The organism is Kocuria sp. HSID17590 (assembly GCF_003989485.1).
Lineage (GTDB): Bacteria > Actinomycetota > Actinomycetes > Actinomycetales > Micrococcaceae > Kocuria > Kocuria salsicia.
On sequence record NZ_RBMB01000004.1, the window covers coordinates 1 to 19,673 of the forward strand.

Annotated in this window: 14 protein-coding genes; 2 read left to right on the forward strand and 12 right to left on the reverse strand. The window is 69.6% G+C overall.

Annotation, left to right across the window (positions count from 1 at the left end; translation table 11 throughout):
- Positions 1-122: 122 nt before the first annotated feature.
- The 6 genes from D8M39_RS01740 to D8M39_RS01770 form a co-directional block, all read right to left on the reverse strand.
- Entirely contained in the window at positions 123-755 is a 633-nt protein-coding gene (locus D8M39_RS01740) for a hypothetical protein (RefSeq protein WP_194074927.1), read from the reverse strand.
- Positions 752-1,711, reverse strand: a complete 960-nt coding sequence (locus D8M39_RS01745) for an ABC transporter ATP-binding protein (protein ID WP_232300292.1) — start codon at positions 1,709-1,711, stop codon at positions 752-754. The genes D8M39_RS01740 and D8M39_RS01745 overlap by 4 nt, the downstream gene beginning before the upstream one ends.
- A complete protein-coding gene (locus D8M39_RS01750) occupies positions 1,695-2,633 on the reverse strand; it encodes an ABC transporter permease (protein ID WP_238693907.1) in 939 nt (312 codons plus the stop codon). Before D8M39_RS01750 ends, D8M39_RS01745 begins: the two co-directional genes overlap by 17 nt.
- Positions 2,630-5,923: a glycosyltransferase gene (locus D8M39_RS12875; RefSeq protein ID WP_238693908.1), complete on the reverse strand. Its 3,294-nt coding sequence runs from the start codon at positions 5,921-5,923 to the stop codon at positions 2,630-2,632. The genes D8M39_RS01750 and D8M39_RS12875 overlap by 4 nt, the downstream gene beginning before the upstream one ends.
- Before the next feature lie 193 nt (positions 5,924-6,116).
- Positions 6,117-7,148: an LCP family protein gene (locus D8M39_RS01765; protein WP_126874264.1), complete on the reverse strand. Its 1,032-nt coding sequence runs from the start codon at positions 7,146-7,148 to the stop codon at positions 6,117-6,119.
- Between the two features lie 125 nt (positions 7,149-7,273).
- Positions 7,274-8,338 (reverse strand): lipoate--protein ligase family protein, encoded by a 1,065-nt coding sequence (locus tag D8M39_RS01770; protein ID WP_083482343.1) that lies wholly within the window; start codon positions 8,336-8,338, stop codon positions 7,274-7,276.
- A 252-nt stretch (positions 8,339-8,590) separates the two neighbouring features.
- Between D8M39_RS01770 and D8M39_RS01775 the strand changes: the two genes are divergently transcribed.
- Both D8M39_RS01775 and D8M39_RS01780 read left to right on the forward strand, forming a co-directional pair.
- Positions 8,591-8,851, forward strand: a complete 261-nt coding sequence (locus tag D8M39_RS01775; protein WP_055083062.1) for a type B 50S ribosomal protein L31 — start codon at positions 8,591-8,593, stop codon at positions 8,849-8,851.
- 288 nt (positions 8,852-9,139) lie between these two features.
- Positions 9,140-11,212, forward strand: coding sequence for a S8 family serine peptidase (locus tag D8M39_RS01780; RefSeq protein WP_238693909.1), 2,073 nt, complete (start codon positions 9,140-9,142; stop codon positions 11,210-11,212).
- Positions 11,213-11,315: 103 nt separating this feature from the next.
- Here the strand turns inward: D8M39_RS01780 and D8M39_RS01785 are convergent, their stop codons facing one another.
- The 6 genes from D8M39_RS01785 to D8M39_RS01810 form a co-directional block, all read right to left on the reverse strand.
- Positions 11,316-13,436 (reverse strand): DUF262 domain-containing protein, encoded by a 2,121-nt coding sequence (locus tag D8M39_RS01785; protein WP_055083064.1) that lies wholly within the window; start codon positions 13,434-13,436, stop codon positions 11,316-11,318.
- 78 nt (positions 13,437-13,514) lie between these two features.
- Positions 13,515-14,342: an RNA methyltransferase gene (locus D8M39_RS01790; protein ID WP_055083066.1), complete on the reverse strand. Its 828-nt coding sequence runs from the start codon at positions 14,340-14,342 to the stop codon at positions 13,515-13,517.
- 106 nt (positions 14,343-14,448) lie between these two features.
- Positions 14,449-15,363, reverse strand: a complete 915-nt coding sequence (locus tag D8M39_RS01795; RefSeq protein ID WP_055083085.1) for a sulfite exporter TauE/SafE family protein — start codon at positions 15,361-15,363, stop codon at positions 14,449-14,451.
- A gap of 65 nt (positions 15,364-15,428) precedes the next feature.
- Positions 15,429-16,211, reverse strand: coding sequence for an ABC transporter ATP-binding protein (locus tag D8M39_RS01800; RefSeq protein WP_126874265.1), 783 nt, complete (start codon positions 16,209-16,211; stop codon positions 15,429-15,431).
- Positions 16,212-16,451: 240 nt separating this feature from the next.
- Entirely contained in the window at positions 16,452-17,381 is a 930-nt protein-coding gene (serB, locus tag D8M39_RS01805) for a phosphoserine phosphatase SerB (RefSeq protein ID WP_055083070.1), read from the reverse strand.
- Positions 17,382-17,473: 92 nt separating this feature from the next.
- Positions 17,474-19,567, reverse strand: a complete 2,094-nt coding sequence (locus D8M39_RS01810) for an MMPL family transporter (protein ID WP_126874299.1) — start codon at positions 19,565-19,567, stop codon at positions 17,474-17,476.
- Between the last annotated feature and the right edge of the window lie 106 nt (positions 19,568-19,673).

Sequence of the window (19,673 nt, forward strand, 5' to 3'; positions counted from 1 at the left end):
TTACGGACGACCTGCTCCGAGGTGTGACGCTTCCTGCTGTTCGTCATGATCTGACCAGTCTCACTGCCCGGACCCCCGGGCAACAGGACGACTCACACAACCACCGGACCTACCAAACGGGGTCAGCCCAAGGGCAGCACGCCCACGCGCTCGTGGCCGAGGTCCCTGTGGTAGTCGGGGACCTTGTTGACGTCCGTGGTGAACACGACGTCGAACAGGCGCGCGCACTCCAGGAAGTCCTCGTAGTGCGGCGGGTCCTCCTTGTTCCAGAACACGGTGGGGATCCCCTGCTCACGACAGTGCGCCACGAGCTCCCGCACGGACTCCTTCACACCGGAGGTCCCCGTGAACTGGTACTGCCACTCGTCGTGGTTGCCGTGCCACGCGGACTCCACGAACAGCAGGTCCACGGGCTGGGCGGCGAGTTCAGCGCGCCAGTTCCCGCGGGTGAGCTCCACCTGGTTCCACTCGTACTGGAACGCGCGGAGGGAGAAATCGTCGAGGATGACGGCGGCGGTGACGTCCGGACGCACGGGTGAGCGTTCCGGCCACGCCTGCGGGGCGAAGGAGACCTCCCGCGGCGCGTCCTGGGCCCCGTGCCGGTCCCCCTGCCCGGTTTCCGTGCCGCTGACGACGGCGCTCGCGGAGGGTCCCTGGGGCAGGTTCGCCCGCCGCCGGTGGGTCCTCCACTGGGCGAGCCCGCCGTGGCGCAGGTGCCACAGCTGCGTGCGCAGGTCGCTGCCGCGGGGGCTCATGCGTGCACCTCGCGCAGCTCCGTGCGTACCACCTGGGACATCAGACGCTCCTTCTCCCGCTCTGCGGCCAGGTTGTTCCCGGCCGCGAGCTGCTTCATGAACGCCTCGTACTCTCGTGTGACGTCGTCAGGGTCCCCGTCCATCAGCAGGTCCCCCTGGTCCAGCCAGACCACCCGGCTGCACATCTCGCGCACCTCGGTCATCGTGTGGGAGACGAACAGCACGCAGCCGGCCTGCTCGCGGATCTGCGCCATGCGGGCCTGCCCGCGCTCGCGGAACTGGGCGTCACCGGTGGACAGCGCCTCGTCCAGGATCAGGATGTGCGGGTCCGTCGCCGTGGCCACCGCGAAGCGCAGCCGGGCGGCCATGCCGGAAGAGTACGCCTTCATGGGCCAGTGGATGGCGTTGCCCAGGGCAGCGATCTCCACCAGCTCCGGGAGGATTTCCTGCACGTGACGCGGATCCATCCCCTGGGCCAGGCAGCCCAGGCGAATGTTCTTCTCCCCGGACAGCGCGGGAACCAGCGAGACGTTGACGCCGAGCTTCACGGGGGTGTCCACCGCGTAGACGCGGCCGGAGGTGGGGTTCATCTGACCGGCCACGATGTTCATCAGGGTGGACTTCCCGGACCCGTTGCGTCCGATGAAGCCGACGAACTCGCCCTGGTGCATGGCGAGCGTGAGGTCGTTGACGGCCCGGTTGCGCACCACCGGCGGGCGCCCCAGGGCCTTGCGAGCCCAGCGCACAGGTGCTGGGACGGCCACCTCGTCTCCCCCGCCCGTGGAGGTCACGTTGTAGACCATGCTCACATGGTCGATCACCACGGCGGGTCCCGTTGCTGCACCCCGCTCCTTCTCGTCGAGGAAGGAGAGGTCTCCGTCTGCGCCGAAGAGTGAGCCCAGTGCCCCGTCGTCCCTGAAGTCCTCCACGGGGCCGTCCTCAGCGTTCGTCCGCATAGCTCTCCTCGTTGCGCCAGAACGCCAGGAAGCCGACGACGAACACGAGCAGGGAGGCGCAGCTCAGCACGCCCCACGAGGACCACGCGGGCAGCTGCGCACGAAGCACGAGATCCCGGCTCATCGCGAGCACCTGGTAGAGCGGGTTGAAGTGGAACAGGGCCAGGATCCGCTCGTCGCTCACGAACCGGGAGGGGTCGTAGAAGATCCCGGAGGAGTACATCCACAGCCGCATCAGGAACGAGAGCATGTTCGCGAGGTCCGGGATCTTGTGCACCGCCGGGGCCAGCAGCATGCCGAAGCCCCAGTTGAAGACGGTCTGCAGCGCGAACACGGGGATCAGCAGCAGCCACTTCCAGGAGATGGGCTCCAGCGGCGGCACGATCAGCAGGAACACGAGAATCGTCCCGAGGGCATACGCCTGGGTGAGGGCGTCCCGCATCACGATGGACAGCGTCAGGGCCGCGCGGGGAAACATGAACCCGCGCACCAGCGCCTTCCCGGACGCAATGGAGCGCGAGACGGACACGACCGAACGGGAGCTGTACATGAACATGGTCAGCCCGAGCACGATGAACGCCACGAAGTTCTCGATGCCCCGGCCCGTGTGCAGCAGCAGCCCGAAGATCACGTAGAACGTGAGTCCCAGCAGCACGGGGTTCAGCACGATCCACGCCTTGCCCAGGAACGTGTGGTCCTGGCTCACCGCGAGCCGCACGCGAGCGTCGTACGCAATGAAGTGCCGCGAGCCCCACAGCTCGCGGACGTACTCGCGCAGGGGCGGCCGGGCACCCACCGCGTTCATCGCAGCGGGGTCGAAGTGCTCCACGCGTGTGGCCGGAGCGGCCCCGGTGGACCCGTCACCCGCACCGGGTCCCTCGGCCGTGCCGGGGCCAGGGACCTGGTCGGCAGTGGTGCTCATGCGTCGGTCTCCTGCGGTTCGTGGGCTGTTGTGGGGATGTCTCCAGTCAATTCACAGTACCGTGTGGAGGCTTGCTGGGCGATTGCGGCCCACGTGCGGTGTTCACGAACCCATGCACGTGCGGTCAGGGCCAGGTCTGCGGCCTCCCCCGGATCACGGGCGAGACGCGCGATCGTGTTCGCGAGCGCGTCTGGATCCTCGGGCGGGGTGAGCAGACCGGTCTCGCCGTCGCGGACGGTCTCACGCAGGGCGGGAAGGTCGCTGGCGATCACGGGGGTTCCTGCAGCCATGGCCTCGACGGGTTTCAGGGGGGTCACGGCTCGAGTCACGGAGCGGTCCTTGCGGGGGATGACGAAGGTGTCGAGGGCGGCCGTCCACGTGGCGGCCTGCTCGCGGGGAACTCGGCCGGTGAAGGTGACGATGTCCTCGATGCCGAGGTCATGGGCGAGGTGCTCGAGGGCGGGTCGGGCCACGCCGTCTCCCACGACCAGCACTCGGAGCTGGGGGATGCGGGATCGGAGCAGGGCTGCGGCGCCGAGGAGGTCGTCGATGCCCTCGTAGTCGACCACCGAGGTCACGGTGCCCACGAGGAAGCGGTCGGCGGGCAGCCCGAGCGTGACGCGGGCGGTGTCGCGGCTCGGGGCGTCCAGGAGGGCGCCGCCCACGGCGTTGGGAGCGAGGTCCACGCGCAGGGGCGTCCCGGCAACGCCGTGCGCGGCGGTTCTGCGCCCGCGGGGGGTGTCGACGGCGTCGTCCGTGGCGTAATCGGCGGCGAGGTCGATGAGGCGTCCGGCCATGGCGGTGCCGAGTGTCACCGTGCGGTCGGCGGACGTGGCTGCCCAGGCCTCCCGGCGCTGGAAGCGCTCGTAGTACGGGGAGGACACGGCCTGTTCGCCGCGGGTGGCGGCCCAGGTGTCCGCGAGCAGGCCGCGGACCTCGTAGACCCACGGGATGCCGAGCGTCCGCGCCACGGCGGCCACAGCGAGCGCGTTGACGTAGTGGCTGGTGGTGTGCAGCACGGCGGGGCGCAGCTCGAGGGCGAGTGCGAGCAGGGCGTCCGCGTGCTGCTGGACGCGTCCCGTGGCGGTGCTGGCGAGTCCAGCGGGGAGGATGCGGTGGTACGGGATGCCGTCCACCACGTCGGTGTGGCGGGCGAGGATCTTGCCCACCTGCACGGGGTAGCCGGGGCGGGTCACCGCGTGCACGTGCCATCCCTCCTCCTGCAGAGCGGTGAGGTACGAGTGGGAGCGCTGCGCGTAGCCGCTCGCGGTGTGGGGCAGCGAGTTGGTCACCGCGTAGAGCACGGTCTGCTCGCGCGGGGTGTAGCCGGTGACGGGGTCGAGGCGCGGTAGGAAGTCGCCGAGCAGGTCGCGTTCCGCGGCGAGCCGGCAGCGCAGGGAGCGCTCGCCGCGGGTAGCGGTCCCCCCTGAGCGGGCCGCGTCCAGCAGCGCGACGGCGTGGTCCACCTCGCCGCGGTGCCAGGCCAGGCGGGCGCGGGTTGCCGCAGTCCCCGGGGTTCCCTCGGGCACGGAGTCGAGCAGCCGTGCAGCGAGGTCTGTGTCCCCCAGGGCGAGGGCCACCTCCGCACCGCGCCGGGTCCCCCGCGCGCCCGACGACGCCTCGGCGAGGACGGTGCGTGCGGCGTCGTCGTGGCCCAGCACGTGCAGCGCGGTGGCCCGCGGCGTGGCGCCCGGGGCGTGGCGCAGGCACCGTGCCGCGGGGGTGACCCATCGGCGGGGCAGACGGCGGGATACCTGCAACCAGAACACCACCGGGTCGTCGGTGACGTGACGGGCCACGGTGCCCGTCGTGAGCCACGCGTTGGCCGCGAGCTCCAGGCACCTCCCGGTGCGCTCGAGGCTCACGCGCCGGCCCCTCCCGCCGTGCGCTCCGAGGCACGGTGGAACCCGGCCACGGGGACCGGCTGACGGGGATGCGCCTGCCCGTCCCGTCCACGCTGAGGCGGGGGACGGAGCTCGAAGCGAGCGACGGAGCGAGTGCACCAGCCGTGCGGCGCGCGGGAGCAACCCCGCACCGCACGCACGTGAGTGCTCGCGCACCGTGTCCCGCAGGTGCTGGTCGTAGTGCACGGCGAGATCTGCGTAGTCCGCGTTGTGACGCACCCACTCCCGCCCGGAGCCGTGGGTCAGCAGACGGGACCGGTCCGCCGCGAGCGCAAGCCACAGTGCCGCGATCTCCTTGGGGTCGGAGCCCACGATGTCTCCCTCCCCCGCCTCCGCGAGCACGTGGGCGGCCTCTCCACGCACCACGGCCGTGATGTGGCGCCCCACGGCGAGCACCTCGTAGGTCTTGGAGGGGATGGTGTCCTCGAAGGACTTCCAGTCGTCGCGCAGACAGATCACGATCGAGTCGGTGGCCTGGTAGCGGGCGAAGACCAGCTCGCGGTACTCCGGCGGCAGGAACCGCACGTTCACACCGAGCTCACGGGCGAGCTCTTTCAGCGCGGGCTTCTGGCTGCCCTGGCCCACGAGGGTGAGTTCCACCGCGTCCCCGGCGAGGTGGGCGGCACGTACCAGCCGGTCCAGGGACTGGGACTCCCCGTGGTTGCCCAGGTAGAGCACGCGCAGCACGTCCCGCTCGACCGGTGGTGGGGGAAGCTGCGGGGTGCGCTCCAGCAGGATCCCGTTGCGCACCGTGACCACGTTGCGCACACCGCGCTCGCGCAATGTCTGGGCGAAGCCCTGGGTCACCGTGACCACGAGGTCGGCCCTGTTCTGCACCGAGACCACCGCCCTGTTCACGAGCGAGCGCGATCCCCCGCGGACCACGGAGGCGTCCTCGGCCAGGTTCGGCCACGCATCGCGCATCTCCACCACGAGGGGGACGCCCTTGACCCGCGCCACCACCAGGGCGGAGGCGAGCAGCGGCAATGACGGGGCCGTCACCACCACCACGTCCTGCCGCCCCGTGAGGCACCCCCGCACCGCCGAGGCCGCCGCGCTCACGAGCTGGTCCAGCAGCTTGCCCGTCCGGTGGTCACCCACGAACAGGAACGGAACACGGTGGATCTGCTCCCCCACGAATCCGGTCTGACGCCGCCACGCACGGCCCCGCGTGGTCTCGGAGTAGTCCGGACCCGGACCGTAGTGGGCCACCGGGCACACCACGGACACACTCCAGGCGCGCTCGCGCAGATGGCTCACCAGGGAGTACCACCGGCGCTGCGGCGGTGAGTGCTCGGGCCAGTACGAGCTGGCGAGCAGCGGCAGTCGAAGGGGCGGCTGGGAACTTGCGGCCTCGGTGCCTGTGGGGGGTGAGGTGGGGGTCATGTCTCTCTCGCGTCACGGTCACGAGCCGGCGGGGAGGGGAAGGAGCTGCCGGGCGGTGGGGGAAAGTGCCGGTGTGACGGCCTCGTGGGGAGGGCGGGGCCGTCGGCAGGGGTCTGCGTTGCGGGGACGGACAGCGCCGGGTCCCGCACCTGCAACGGCGCCCGGGCGGAACGTCCCGCCCGGGCGCCGGAGGTCACTGGCCCTGCTGGTCCAGCGACTGAACGTAGCTGTCCAGGGTGCCGTTCGAGATGGCCTTGCCGATCGCCTTCATGGCGTCCTCGTCGGCGACGATGATCGACTGGCCGTCCGCGGATGTTCCCACGCCCTTGTTGGGCACGGTGAACATGTGGATGTCGCTGCTACTCAGACCCACCAGTTGGGGCGCGCGCTGGGCGATCCACGTGGAGGTCAACCCGTCGCTCACGGTCAGGTACGGGGAGATCTGCTTGACCACCTCGTTGAGCTTCACGGGGTTGGAGACGGTGCCCGTGCTCAGCAGCTTGTTCATCATGGCCTGCAGGTAGGCCCGCTGGTTGCGCACGCGCTGGTAGTCGCCGTCGGAGAACGCGTAGCGCTCCCGCACGAACGCAAGCGCCTGCTCGCCGTTCATCTCCTGGGGGCCGGCCTCGAAGTGCTGCCCGCCCTGGGCGGTGAACGTCTCGGGCACGTTGACCGTCACCCCGCCGAGGGCGTCGGTGAGACCCTCGAACCCGGCGAAGTCCACCATGGCCACCTCGTCGATGCGGGTGTCGAAGTTCTCCTCCAGCGTCTGGACCATCAGGGGCATCCCGCCCTGGTCCAGTGCCGCGTTGATCTTGGACTCGCCCACGCCCGGGATGTCCACCCAGGTGTCGCGCATGATGGACATGACGTACATCTGTCCGCCGTCCTCGGGGATGTGCAGCAGCATGATCGAGTCCGCGCGGGACCCGGTGACGTCCTTGTCCACGCCCTCGGGGCGCTTGTCCGAGCCGAGCAGCAGCACGGTGGTGCCGCTGTCCTCCGCGGAGCCCTTCGCGGGCCGGGAGGACTCGTCCGGGAACGCGTTCCCCAGGCTGGCCGCCCCGTTGTCGAAGTTGCGGCCCAGGTTCCACACGAACAGGCCCGCGGCCACGGCCAGGACCACCACCAGGGACAGCAGGACCAGGATGATGTTGCGCCCGGTGTGCTTCTTCTTCACCGGGCGGGGCTCGTGGGCGTCTGACTCGTACTGGGGCTGGGACACGTGGCACTCCGGGGCTGGGGGGTCATCATCACACGACGCTCATCCGCTCCCCCGGCCCCGGGATGCGGACGGCATTCCGGGGCCGGGTGGACCGGACGCGGTGGTGATTGCGTTCGCACATACTATTACGGCACCCGGTGAATCCACTCCTCGGTGCCGAACTTGTGCTCGATCAACTCCCTGGCCGCGGCGAGCTCGCTGTCTGAGACCTTACCAACCCCCGCCGCGTAGCGGTCGGTGAAAGTGCGGGAGAGAGCGGCGATCACGTCCTCGCGCGCCATGCCCGTCTGGCGGCGCAGCGGGTCCACCCGCTTCTTCGCGGAGCGGATGCCCTTGTCCGAGAGCTTCTCCTTGCCCACGCGCAGCACGTCCGTCATCTTCTCGGCGTCGATGTCGTAGCTCATGGTCACGTGGTGGACCATCCCGCCGTTGGCGAAGCGCTTCTGGGCGGCCCCGCCGATCTTGCCCTGCGGGGTGGCGATGTCGTTCAGCGGCACGTAGAACGCCTCCACCCCCATGTCCTTGAACGCCTGCATGACCCAGGCGTCCAGGAACGGGTAGGAGTCCGCGAAGCTCAGCCCGTCCACCAGGGTCTGCGGGAGGTAGAGGGAGTAGGTGATGCAGTTGCCGGCCTCCATGAACATGGCCCCTCCCCCGGAGACCCGGCGCACCACCTGCACGCCGTGGCGCTGCGCGGCCTCCGGGTCCACCTCGTTGGCCACCGACTGGAACGAGCCGATCACCACGGCCGGCTCGTCCCAGTCCCAGAAGCGCAGCGTGGGATTGCGCCGTCCCGCACCCACCTCCCGGGCGAGCACCTCGTCCAGGGCCAGGTTCTCCAGGGTGGGGCGCACGAGTGCGGGGATCACCTCCCACTCGTGGTCCGCCCAGCTCGTGGCCCGTGCCAGCGCACGCCGCACGGCGATCACCACGGCGCGCGCGTCGAAGCCGAACAGCACCGCGTTGCCGGGCAACGCTGCCTCGATGCGCTCCACCATCTCCTGGGGAGGGGTGTCCTCCGGCAAACCGGTCAGTGCCGCGTTGATGTCCGCGAGGGCCTCGTCCGGCTCCAGGAAGAAGTCCCCGTTGATCGAGACCTGGGCGAGCCGTCCGTCCTGGACCTCGAAGTCCGCGACCACCAGTTTCCCGCCCGGGACCTTGTACTCTCCGTGCGCGTGTGACGTGCTCATGGACCACCCTTCCCTCGTGTTCGTCTCCGCCACGATCGTAGGCGCCTGCACCGTGCCACGACATGGCCGCCGTCACGGTTCGCCGCGGGCAGGTCGCCGTCGTGCGGTGGGCACGCTCTGTGGGCGACGACCACGGCGCGCCCGCTCGCCCGCTCGGGCGTATACTGTTGCGTTGGTGCCCACTTCCGTGCGCACCGCATCCGAGCAACGCCGTGCCTGGCAAAATCCAGGCACCTACAGAAGGTTGACACCATGAAGGCTGACATCCACCCGGACTACCACCCGGTCCTCTTCCGCGACCTCGCCTCCGGCAAGGTCGTGCTGACTCGTTCCACCGCCACCTCCTCCAAGACGGAGACGTGGGAGGACGGCAACGAGTACCCGATCATCGAGGTCGAGATCTCCTCCGAGTCCCACCCGTTCTACACGGGCAAGCAGCGCATCATGGACTCCGCCGGTCGCGTGGAGCGCTTCAACCAGCGCTTCGCGAACTTCGGGAAGTCCTCCAAGTAAGTCGGACTCGCTCCCTCCGGACGCCCGGCCCACCGCACGGTGGCGCCGGGCGTTCGTCGTTCCGGGGCGTTGCCGGTTTGCGCTGATCCACGGCTCCGACGGACGAGACCCCACCCACCCGGGCCCAGGGCCGTGGCTGGCCCCGGCGGTGGACACGTCACGTCACCTTCGGCGTGTCCGTCACCAAACTGTGATCTTTTGCATAGGATTGTGCACGGCTCAATCCCCCTCAGGCCCCGACGGTCCCCCCTTCCCTGCGTCGCGGCCAGCGAAAGGTCTCCCCCACCGATGAAGACACTCTTCTCCCGCTGCTGCACCATGCCCGCAGCGCGCCACAGCTCCCGCCGCGCCGGTCTCGCGGACGACTCCTCCCGTGGCGACCACGACGCCGCGGCGACCGCGGGCGCCCCGGCCGCCGCGGCGTCGTCGTCCCTCAGCAGCGTGCTGCGCCGGTCCGTGCTGCCGATCGCGGTGACCGCCGCACTGGCGTTCTCCGCGCAGCCAGCCGTGGCCGCGCCCGAGAGCGGCCCGGACTCCCCCGCGAGCACCGTGCCGAACGACCCGCCCACCGAGTCCGACCGCGTGATCGTGAAGTTCCACGATCCCGCGGCCGCGGAGACCACCAAGGAGAAGGTGGTCGAAGAGGCCGCCGAGAATGCGCTGAGCGAGACGAAGGCGCCGGAGGTCAGCGAGAAGGTGAAGTCCACGGCCGCGCAGGCCGACGTGCTCGAGCTGGACCGCGAGCTGGACGAGGCCGAGCAGAAGAAGCTCGTGGCCGAGATCCAGGCGGACCCGGCCGTGGAGTATGCGGAGGCGGACCGCCTCGCCTCCTCCTCCTGGATGCCCAGCGACGTCTACACGCCCTACCAGTGGACCCTGCTGCCGGCCCAGGGCGGCGTGAACTTCCCCGGTGCGTGGGACGTCTCCCGCGGCAACGGCCAGACCATCGCGGTGCTGGACACCGGAATCACCTCGCACCCGGAGCTCAACTCGAAGGTGCTGCCGGGCCGTGACTTCATCAACGACACCGCACTCTCCCGCGACGGCGACCTGCGGGACGCCAACCCGCAGGACCAGGGCGACTGGAGCGCGGCCGGAGAGTGCTCCGCCGCGGCCCGGCCCTCGTCCTGGCACGGCACGCACGTGGCCGGTCTCGCCGCGGGCGTGACCAACAACGGGGCAGGCATCTCGGGGGCGGCCCCCGGCGCCAAGATCCTGCCGGTGCGTGTGCTCGGCAAGTGCACCAACGGCTGGGTCTCGGACATCGCGGACGCCGTCACCTGGTCCGCCGGCGCCGCCGTGGCGAAGCAGCCCGCGAACAAGAACCCCGCCTCCGTGATCAACATGTCCCTGAACTACCCGGGCGAGTGCGGCGCCACCATGCAGAACGCGATCAACTCCGCGGTGAACCGCCGCGTCCCGGTGGTGGTGGCCGCGGGCAACAGCGCCGTCAACGCGGGCGGCACCGCACCCGCGAACTGCGCGAACACCATTGTGGTCGGCGCGTCGGACAACGCCGGAAACACCGCGAGCTACTCGAACACCGGTGCCGTGGTGGACGTCCTCGCCCCGGGCGGCACCGCCCAGTTCCCCATGCTCTCGACCGTCAACGGCGGCACGACCACTCCCGGAGCCGCCACCTACGGCAACCTCTACGGCACCTCGATGGCCACCCCGCTGGTCTCCGGCACCGTGGCCATGATGAAGCAGCGTGACCCGGCCATCACCCCGGCCCGCGTGGAGCAGATCCTGAAGTCCACCGCGAGCGGACGGCTCGGGTCGCTGAACCTCAACCCCTCGGCCGCGGTGCGTACCGTGGCTTCCACGGGTCAGGCCCAGGCCTCCTACACGGCCACGGGCGGCATCGGCGCCAAGTGGCGCTCCACCGGCGGTGCCGCGAAGTGGGGCAACCCGGTCACGAACGAGGCCAACGCCGCCAACGGCGGCCGCTACCAGGAGTTCGTGAAGAACGGCCGCAAGATCACCATCTACTGGTCCAGCGCCACGGGTGCGAACATCGTGGAGAACGCCACGCTGATCGGCAAGAAGTTCATCGCCGCGGGTCGTGAGCGGGGCTACGGCTTCCCCGCCTCCGGCGAGGCGCGTGTCAACGGCGGCTCCTACCAGCTGTACCGCAACGGCAGCTCGGTGACCAAGACCCTGTGGAGCGCCTCGTCCGGCGCGCACGCGGTGAAGGAGACCGGCGCGATCGGCGGCGCCTGGAAGCGCGCCGGCCTGGAGCGCGGCTGGGGCTGGCCCACCACGGACGAGTACACGAGCAACGGGGAGGTGCGCCAGCAGTTCTCCCACGGCGTCACCGCCCACTGGACCTCCAAGCGCGGGGTGTGGACCACGCGCTGAGTTCCCCCACTCGCACGACGACGGCGGGCGGTCCCCTTTCCGGGGGGCCGACCGCCGTTCTGCCTGGGGAAGAGCAAGTGGCGTCTGGACCAGCCGCCAGGACTCAGACAGTGCGCGGGTCTGCCGCGAGGACCTCGTTCATGGGCGCCAGACCGCTGTCCTGTTCCAGTGCCCAGAACTCGAACCCGCTCACGTTCGTCACGTCCAGGAAACGTGCGGCCGCATCCAGAGAGTCGAATTCGTGAACACCGTCGATCTGCACGGTGCCATCTGCGGTGACCACCGCGTCGACGACCCAGTCGGGATCGACCGGATCCAGCTGATCCCCCGCAAGCAGGTAGCCCTCGTGGAACAGCTCCGCGAGTGTCTTCTCGCCGCTGTCTGTCTCCGCGACGAACTCCCCCGCCACGTCGATGGGGGCTTCCCCCACGTCCTGAGCCACACTCCCCAGCTTTTCGAACGCGTCTCGAGTGACGCCGGCAATGCGTTTCCGGCGCTCCACGAGGAACTCGTCGTAGGTCATGGTGTGCCAGTCACGGGGCAGCGCGTGCCAGTAGCACTGCCGCTCCAGCCAATCGGTATCGCCGCCCCGAGCCCGGACGAGCTCTGGCCAGTACTCGGAGGGCGCCCTGTCCGAAATCTGCTGGTTGGTGTGCCAGTCGGTCGGAGCAAAGTTCGCCACCTGGTTGATGCGCTTGGTGTCCTTGGTCCCGAGGACTGCCTCCTGGTAGTGCCGTGGGACGAGGTGGTGTCCTTCGAGGCCCTTGACGCTGGGCAGCGACGGATCCATCCAATCCCGCACCTTCATGGGGATCATGAACATGTCGGCGTCCAGCAGGTTCAAAGCTGCCAGGTAGCACTGGTACACGGGAGAAAGTTTGTAGCTGGAGGACACGAGCAGCTGCGGAGCATTGAACTCCCAGAAGTCATTGGTGAGAGTGATCTCTATCGTGTGGTCGACGAGACGAGCAAAGCCTTCTGCATCTCCGTCCTCAAGGGTTGCGAACATGTCCAGGTCCTTCTGGATCTGGGACTCGCTGGAACCCGTGTACCGTCCTGTCAGCTGGGACATGAAGAACCACCGGCCCACCAGCGTTCGCAGGCGGGTGAGTTCCGTGCGGTGGCGCGTTCTCCCGATCAAAAAGATCACGTAGCTCGCCACGAGGTTCATCGTGGAGGTGATGCCTGAGCGGGAGCGAAAACCTGCCACCTGGATGGACCGGATGAACTCCGTCCAGTTCACCCGGTCGGTGACGATGGGGAGGGCCTGTCGAAGCTTCTCCAGCTCCCGCTCCTGCTTGGCACCGTCCACCTGGCCTGTCGTCCGGTCCTTTGCCTGCAGATTTGCGTATGCATCCAGCAGCTTCGCACGGTTCTGGCCGACGGCCACCATGGCTCGCACCACATGGCCGGTGCCGATCTCCATGTACGGGTTCTTGGGGGTCCAGCCGATGCGACGCCCCGCAAGTTCTGAAGCTCGCTCGGGTGACATCCGAGAGCCTCGCGCGAAGTCTTCGATCTCGTCGCGGCCCTGGGGCCAGAACACGCTCAACCACGTGAGGATGTAGTCGTACGACTTCAGGTTCACACCCTCTGAGTTGATGCGCACGAAGATGTCTGCCACCAGTCGCTTGTCCACGTCCTTCTGGATGTGCACCACCTCGAACTGGTACTGCCGCAACCCGTCGAGCCGACCAAAAACCTCTGACACTCGTCGCTTCTGGTCCTTGGACAGGTCACGTCCCGCATCTTCCAGTCCCTCCAGGAAGTCCTCTCGTGCGTCGTACGGAGATCGGAAGACGGTGGAGACGTCGTGGATCCACTCCGGCGATCGCATCGTGGCGGCCGTGGCCACTTCAAAACGTTCGGTGAAGGGATGAAAGGAAATGGTGATCGACTTCCTGCGGTAGCTGTCGTCCTGTACCTGAAGGCCCTTCATGGCCGCGTAGAGACTCGTCAGGCGCTGCTGGCCATCCACGATCTGGTGGCTGGCCGACATGCTGGTGTCCCCGGAAATCGCCCGACTGGAATCCTCCTCCGCCACGTCCCAGAACATGAGCGTGCCAACCGGGTAACCGCGGTACATGGAGTCGAACAGGTCACGGACTTTGGTGGACGGCCACACGAAAGGGCGCTGCAGGTCCGGGAGGCTGATGGTTCCCTGCTGCACACCAGAGATGAGCTGATCGACCTGCCACTGGACGGTCTTGAAGATGGCGGACACGGTGCTCCTGACTGTCTTCCTGGTCTATGGACTCAGAACCCTATCCCGCAGGGCCCTGTGAAACCGGGTCGAGGACAGCTATCGCGGCCGCGTCTCCCAGAAGGCGACGGCGCTCGCGGCGGCCACGTTGAGCGAGTCCACCCCGTGGCTCATGGGGATCACCACGTGCCGGTCCGCGTGGTGCAGGGTGGCTGCTCCCAGCCCCTGCCCCTCGGTGCCGAGGATCAGGGCCAGCTTCTCGGGGTGTTCGGCGGCGAGCTCGTCCACGGTGACGGCATCGTCGGACAGCGCGAGGGCCGCCGTGAGGAACCCGGCGTCCTTGACGCGCTGCAGGTCCGCGGTCCAGTGCTCCAGGCGCACCCACGGCACCTGGAAGACCGTGCCCATGGACACCCGCACCGCGCGGCGGTAGAGGGGGTCCGCGCAGCGCGGGGTGACCAGCACGGCGTCGACGTCCAGGGCCGCCGCAGAACGGAAGATCGCGCCCACGTTCGTGTGGTCCACGATGTCCTCCAGGATCGCCACGCGGCGGGAGCGCGCGAGCACGTCCGCCAGGTCCAGCGGCTCGGGGCGGTGCATCGCGGCCATGGCCCCGCGGTGCAGGTGGAAGCCGGTGATCCCCTCGAGGACCTCGTCCGGGCCCACGTACACCGGCACGTCGTAGCGCTCCAGCACGTCCGTGAGACCGTCCAGCCACTTCTCCGCCATGAAGAAGGACCGGGGCTGGTGCCCGGCGTCCAGCGCGCGGCGCAGCACCTTGGAGGACTCCGCGAGGTAGAGCCCGCGCTCCGGTTCGAGCTTGCGGCGCAGGGAGACGTCCGTGAGGCCGGTGTAGTCGGCCACGCGGGGATCGGCGGGGTCCGAGAGGCGGACGATGCGCTCGGACAGTGGTGCGGGAGAGGTCACGGGAATCCTGGATCGGTGGTGGGTCGGGGACGTGCGGGTCTCGACGCGGGTGCGAGGCGCTCGGTCAGAAGGCGGTGTGCAGGGCAGCGGCGACGGGGCGGGGCGCTCAGAAGAGCTTGGAGACCATGTTCGCCAGGGCCACGAGACCGAGGATCACAATCACCGTGCGCAGCGCCACCGGGGACATCTTCTTGCCGATCTTCGCACCGAGCCACGAGCCCAGGGTGGAGCTCAGGGCGATGAACAGCACCACCCACCAGTTGATGCGGTCGAACGCGAAGAGCACGTAGGACAGGGCGGCCACGATGTTCACGGCCGCCACGAGCGCGTTCTTCACGGCGTTCGCGGACTGCAGCGGGGCCAGCAGAAACACTCCGAGCACGCCCACGAGCAGCACACCCTGCGCGGCCACGAAGTACCCGCCGTAGATCCCGGCCAGGAACACGAGCACGTAGAGGATGGCCGGCTGCTGGGAGCCGTCCACGGCAGCGGCCCCGGGCGAGGCCGTGCTCGGAGTTGCCGACGACGTCGCTCCCCCCGTCCCCCGCGCCGCGGCACCTGTGGTGCCCGCGGAGGCGGGGACAGCGGCGTCGCCACCCGGTGCGGCGGCGACCTGCGCCTCCCGTTCCTTCCGGGCCCTGACCTTGGCCTGCAGCTTCGGCTGGAAGACCACGAACAGCAGCGCCACCACGATCAGGAAGGGTGCGACGACCCCGAAGACCTCCTCGGGCAGGTGCAGCAGCAGGTACGCGCCGATCACCCCGCCCACCACGGAGCACGGCAGCAGCTTCAGCAGTGTCTTCTTCAGCCCGCCGAGCTCGCTGCGGTAGCTCCACGCGCCCGTGAGGTTGCCCGCGATCAGACCCATCGCGTTGGACATGGACGCCGTCACCGGCGGCACGCCGAGCGTCACCAGCACGGGGAACGTCACGAGCGTCCCGGAGCCCACGATCGTGTTGATCGTCCCGGCCCACAGACCCGCCACGAGGATGAGCGCGACCTGCCACCACTCGAAGCCCATGGCGCTGCCGGAGCCGAAGACCTCCGCGGGAACCACCGCGGTGGAAAGTGCCAGCACGGCGGCGCTCAGCGCGCGAACGCGGCGTAGCGGTCCGCCACGCGCACCAGCTTGAGCGGCATGCCGAACGTCTCGGAGAGGTTCTTCTGCGTCATGACCTTCCCCACGGGGCCCGCCGCCACGATCTTCCCGTCACGCAGCAGCAGCGCGTGCGAGAAGCCGTCCGGGACCTCCTCCAGATGGTGCGTGACCATCACCATGGCCGGCGCGGCCTCGTCGCGCGCGAGCTCGTCCAGACGCTGCACGAGCTTCTCGCGCCCGCCCACGTCCAGCCCGGCGGCCGGCTCGTCCAGCAGCAGCAGCTCCGGGTCCGTCATCAGCGCACGGGCGATCAGCACCCGCTTGCGCTCACCGTCCGAAAGCGTCCCGTAGCGGCGGTCGTGCAGCTCCTCGAGCCCCCACGCCCGCAGCAGCTCCTCGCTGCGCGCCGCGTCGGCTTCGTCGTACTCCTCGCGCCACCGCCCGGTCACGCCGTAGGCGGCGGTCAGCACCACGTTCGCCACGGTCTCCGCGTGCGGGATCTGCCCCGCCAGCGGGGCGGAGCTCACGCCGATGCGCGGGCGAAGCTCGAACACGTCCACCGCGCCGAGGATCTCGTCGAGGATGTCTACCATGCCGCTGGTGGGGTGCAACCTGGCCGCCGCGATCGACAGCAGCGTGGACTTGCCCGCCCCGTTGGGGCCCAGGATGACCCAGCGCTCGCCGTCGCGCACGGTCCAGTTCACCGCGTCCAGCAGGGTCTTCTCACCGCGGACCACCGTGACGTCCACCAATTCCAGAACTGAACTCATGACGGCAACTCTAGTGCCCACGGCCCGTCGGTTCGCGGTCCGGCGCACCACGGTCCCTCGCACCTTCGCTTGGGCGCACCGCGGTCCGTCCATAGGTCTCTGGACGGGAGCACGCTGATCTGAAGCACTCGGGTCTGCGGCGCTCGGGTCTGAGGCGCTCTCGTCCGGCGCGCGGTGACGCGGGGACGACGGCGCCGCACCCGTGGCGGCGCGCCTCTGGTCCCGGCAGGGGGGCGGAGCTCAGAGGTCCATGAAGAAGCGCAGGGCGTCCAGGTTGGGGATGTTCAGCTGGGTGTCCGCGACCTCTCGAAGTGCTGGCTTGGCGCGGTAGGCGACCGAGAGTCCCGCCAGGCGCGCCATGTCGATGTCGTTGGCACCGTCCCCCACGACCATGACGTCCTCGGGGTCCACCCCCAGTTCGCGCGCCCACTGCTCGGTGAGCTCCGCCTTCGCGGTGCGGTCGACCACGCGCCCGGTGACCCGGCCGGTCAGCACGCCGTCCTCGACCTCCAGGGTGTTGGCCGCCGAGCGGGTCAGCTCCAGCTTGGCGGCGAGCGGTTCGAGCACCTGCACGAAGCCCCCGGACACTGCGGCGACGGCGTGACCCTCGCGCAGCAGCGTCTGCACGAGCACCTGGGCACCGGGCGAGAGCCGGACGCTGCGTGCAACGTCGCGGACCACGTCAGCGGACAGCCCCGCGAGCACCGCGACGCGATCGCGCAGGGACTCGACGAAGTCGATCTCACCGCGCATCGCACGGTCCGTGACGGCGGCGACTTCCGCCTCACGCCCGGCGTGGGCCGCGAGCAGCTCGATGACCTCCTGACGGATCAGGGTGGAGTCCACGTCGAGGACCACGAGCTTGCGCCTCGAGTGGTCCATCCAGTGGGCGTCCAGGGCATTGAGGTCGATGCCGGGCAGCAGCTGCGACTGCGGATCGGGGCGCAACGCGGCCCGCAGCCGGGGCAGGTCCTCGGTCTGCACGTGCACCGTGAGCGCGTTGTAGCCCTCCACGTCCGCGGCCTGCTCGTCCGAGGCGCTGCCCGTCACCCGCACCCAGTTGTGGGAGTCCACCGTGGCACCGGTGCCCTCCACGAGCTCCAGGATCGCGGGGGTGGATTCCTCTTCCGGCGTGGCGGTGAGGGCGACGACGGCGCAGTGATGGGACATGGCGGCAGTGTATCGGCCCGCACGAACGGGGCACAAAGAAGGCCCCGGGTGGGCGTCCGTGTGACGACGCCGCCCGGGGCCCTCCTGCGCGCTCAGTCCGTAGGTGCTGGGACGGCCCGGTGCCGTCCGGGCGTGCCCGCACGGGAGGGCCACCAGGAGCGGGGGCCGATGTCCAGCGCGAGGGCCGGGACCAGAAGCGACCGCACGATGATCGTGTCCATGAGCACACCGATGGTCACGATGATCGCCAGCTGCACCAGGAACAGGATGGGCAGCACCGCCAGCGCCGCGAAGGTGGCGGCCAGCACGATGCCCGCGGACGTGATGACCCCGCCCGTGGTGACGAGCCCGGCCAGCACGCCCGCCCGGTGGCCCACCGTGACCACTTCCTCGCGCACGCGGCTCATGAGGAAGATGTTGTAGTCGATGCCCAGCGCCACCAGGAACACGAAGCTGAACAGCGGCACTGTGGGGTCCGCCTGGTTGATGCCCATGATGCTGAACACCCCCGTGGCGACTCCTAGTGCAGCGAGGAACGAGAGCACCGTGGTGGCGATGAGCAGCACCGGCATCAGCACGCTGCGCAGCAGGACCATGAGGATCACCAGGATCACGGCCAGAATGATGGGGATGATCAGTGCGCGGTCGTGCTCCGAGGCGGCAATGGTGTCCACCTGCACGGCCGTGGTCCCGCCGATCTTGGCCTCCGGCACGTCAGTGGCGAGCGCGTCCCGCAGCCGTGCGACGGTGGCCTGTGCCGCCTCGGAGTCGGAGGCGTCGGTCAGAGTGGCCTGGATGAGCACGTCCCCCTTGCTCTGAGTGGGTTCCACCCCGGCGAGCGGCCCGGCCTGCGGCGTGGGATACGGCAGCGTGCCGCTCGGCGAGTCCTTGGCGGTGAAGGCGACGGAGGAGACGCCGTCGTCCCCGTCCAGGGCCTTGACCACAGTCTCCGCCTCCCCCTCGGGGGCGAGCACGTACATCGGATCTCCGGTGCCGCCCGGGAAGTGGCGGTCGATGATGGCCAGCCCGTCACGGGCCTCGGACTCCCCCAGCACGAACTCGGACTCGGGGACGCCTCCCGCGTCGAGCTGCGTGGCGCCGGCGGCCGCGGCAGCGAGCACGATCGTGCACACGATCCACACCGCGCGGGACTTGCGGTCCACCAGTCGAGCCACGGCCGCCCACAGGCCCTTGTGCTCGTACGGGTTCATGGCCTCGTCGTGCGACTCGGGGTTCTCGTCCACGCGCGGCGCCTTGGGCCACAGGGCCGCGCGCCCGAAGATCGCGAGCAGTGCCGGCAGCAGGGTCAGCCCGGCGAGGATCGCGAAGACCACGCCGATCGCCGTCGCCGGGCCCACACCGCGGTTGGAGGTCAGCGCGGAGAACAGCAGGCACAGCAGCCCGGCGATCACGGTGGTCCCGGAGGCCAGCACCGCCGGCACGGTGCCCTTCCACGCCACGCGCGTGGCCACCCAGCGCGATGGCGTGTGGTGCAGGGCCTCGCGGAAGCGGGCCGTGTAGAGCAGGCCGTAGTCCGTGGCCGCGCCGATCACGATGATGGAGAGAATGCCCTGGGTCTGACCGCTGAGGTCGATCACCCCGGCCTTGGCCAGGGCGTACACCGTGAGGATGGCCCCGCACAGGGCGGCGACGCTCGTGAGCAGCACCAGGAAGGGCAGGATCGGCGAGCGGTAGACGACCACCAGGATCACGAGCACGGCGACGAGCGCCACGAGCAGCAGCAGCCCGTCGATGCCGGAAAACGCCTCGGAGAGGTCCGCCACGAGACCCGCGGGACCGGAGACCGCCACGGTCAGCCCGCCGGGCATGTCCTCGTCCACGCGGTCGCGGATCGCCTTCACGACGTCCCCGGTCTCGGCGTCCGAGTCCACCAGGGCGATGACCTCCGCCGCCTCGCCGTCCTCGGAGGCGATGGGCGGGGAGACCTCCAGGACCTCCGGGATGTTGCCGAGGGAACCGGTGACGTTCTTGATCTCTTCCAGCTGCGTGTCCGAGAGCTTCTCTCCCGATTCGACGACGATGATGGCGGGCAGCCCGTCCGTGTCCTGGAACTCTCCCAGCCTGTCCTGGACCTGTGTGGCCTGCGAGTCCACCGGCAGGAAGGCCGCCTGCGAGTTGGAGACCACGTCAGAGACCTTGCCGAACGTGGGCCCGCCCACGCCCATCACACCGAACCAGGCGAGCACCAGGGCGATCGCGAGGATCCACCACAGCCCACGGTGGCGCACAGCGTCACGCGGGCTCGTGCCAGGCGCCCCCGCCCGGGCCGTT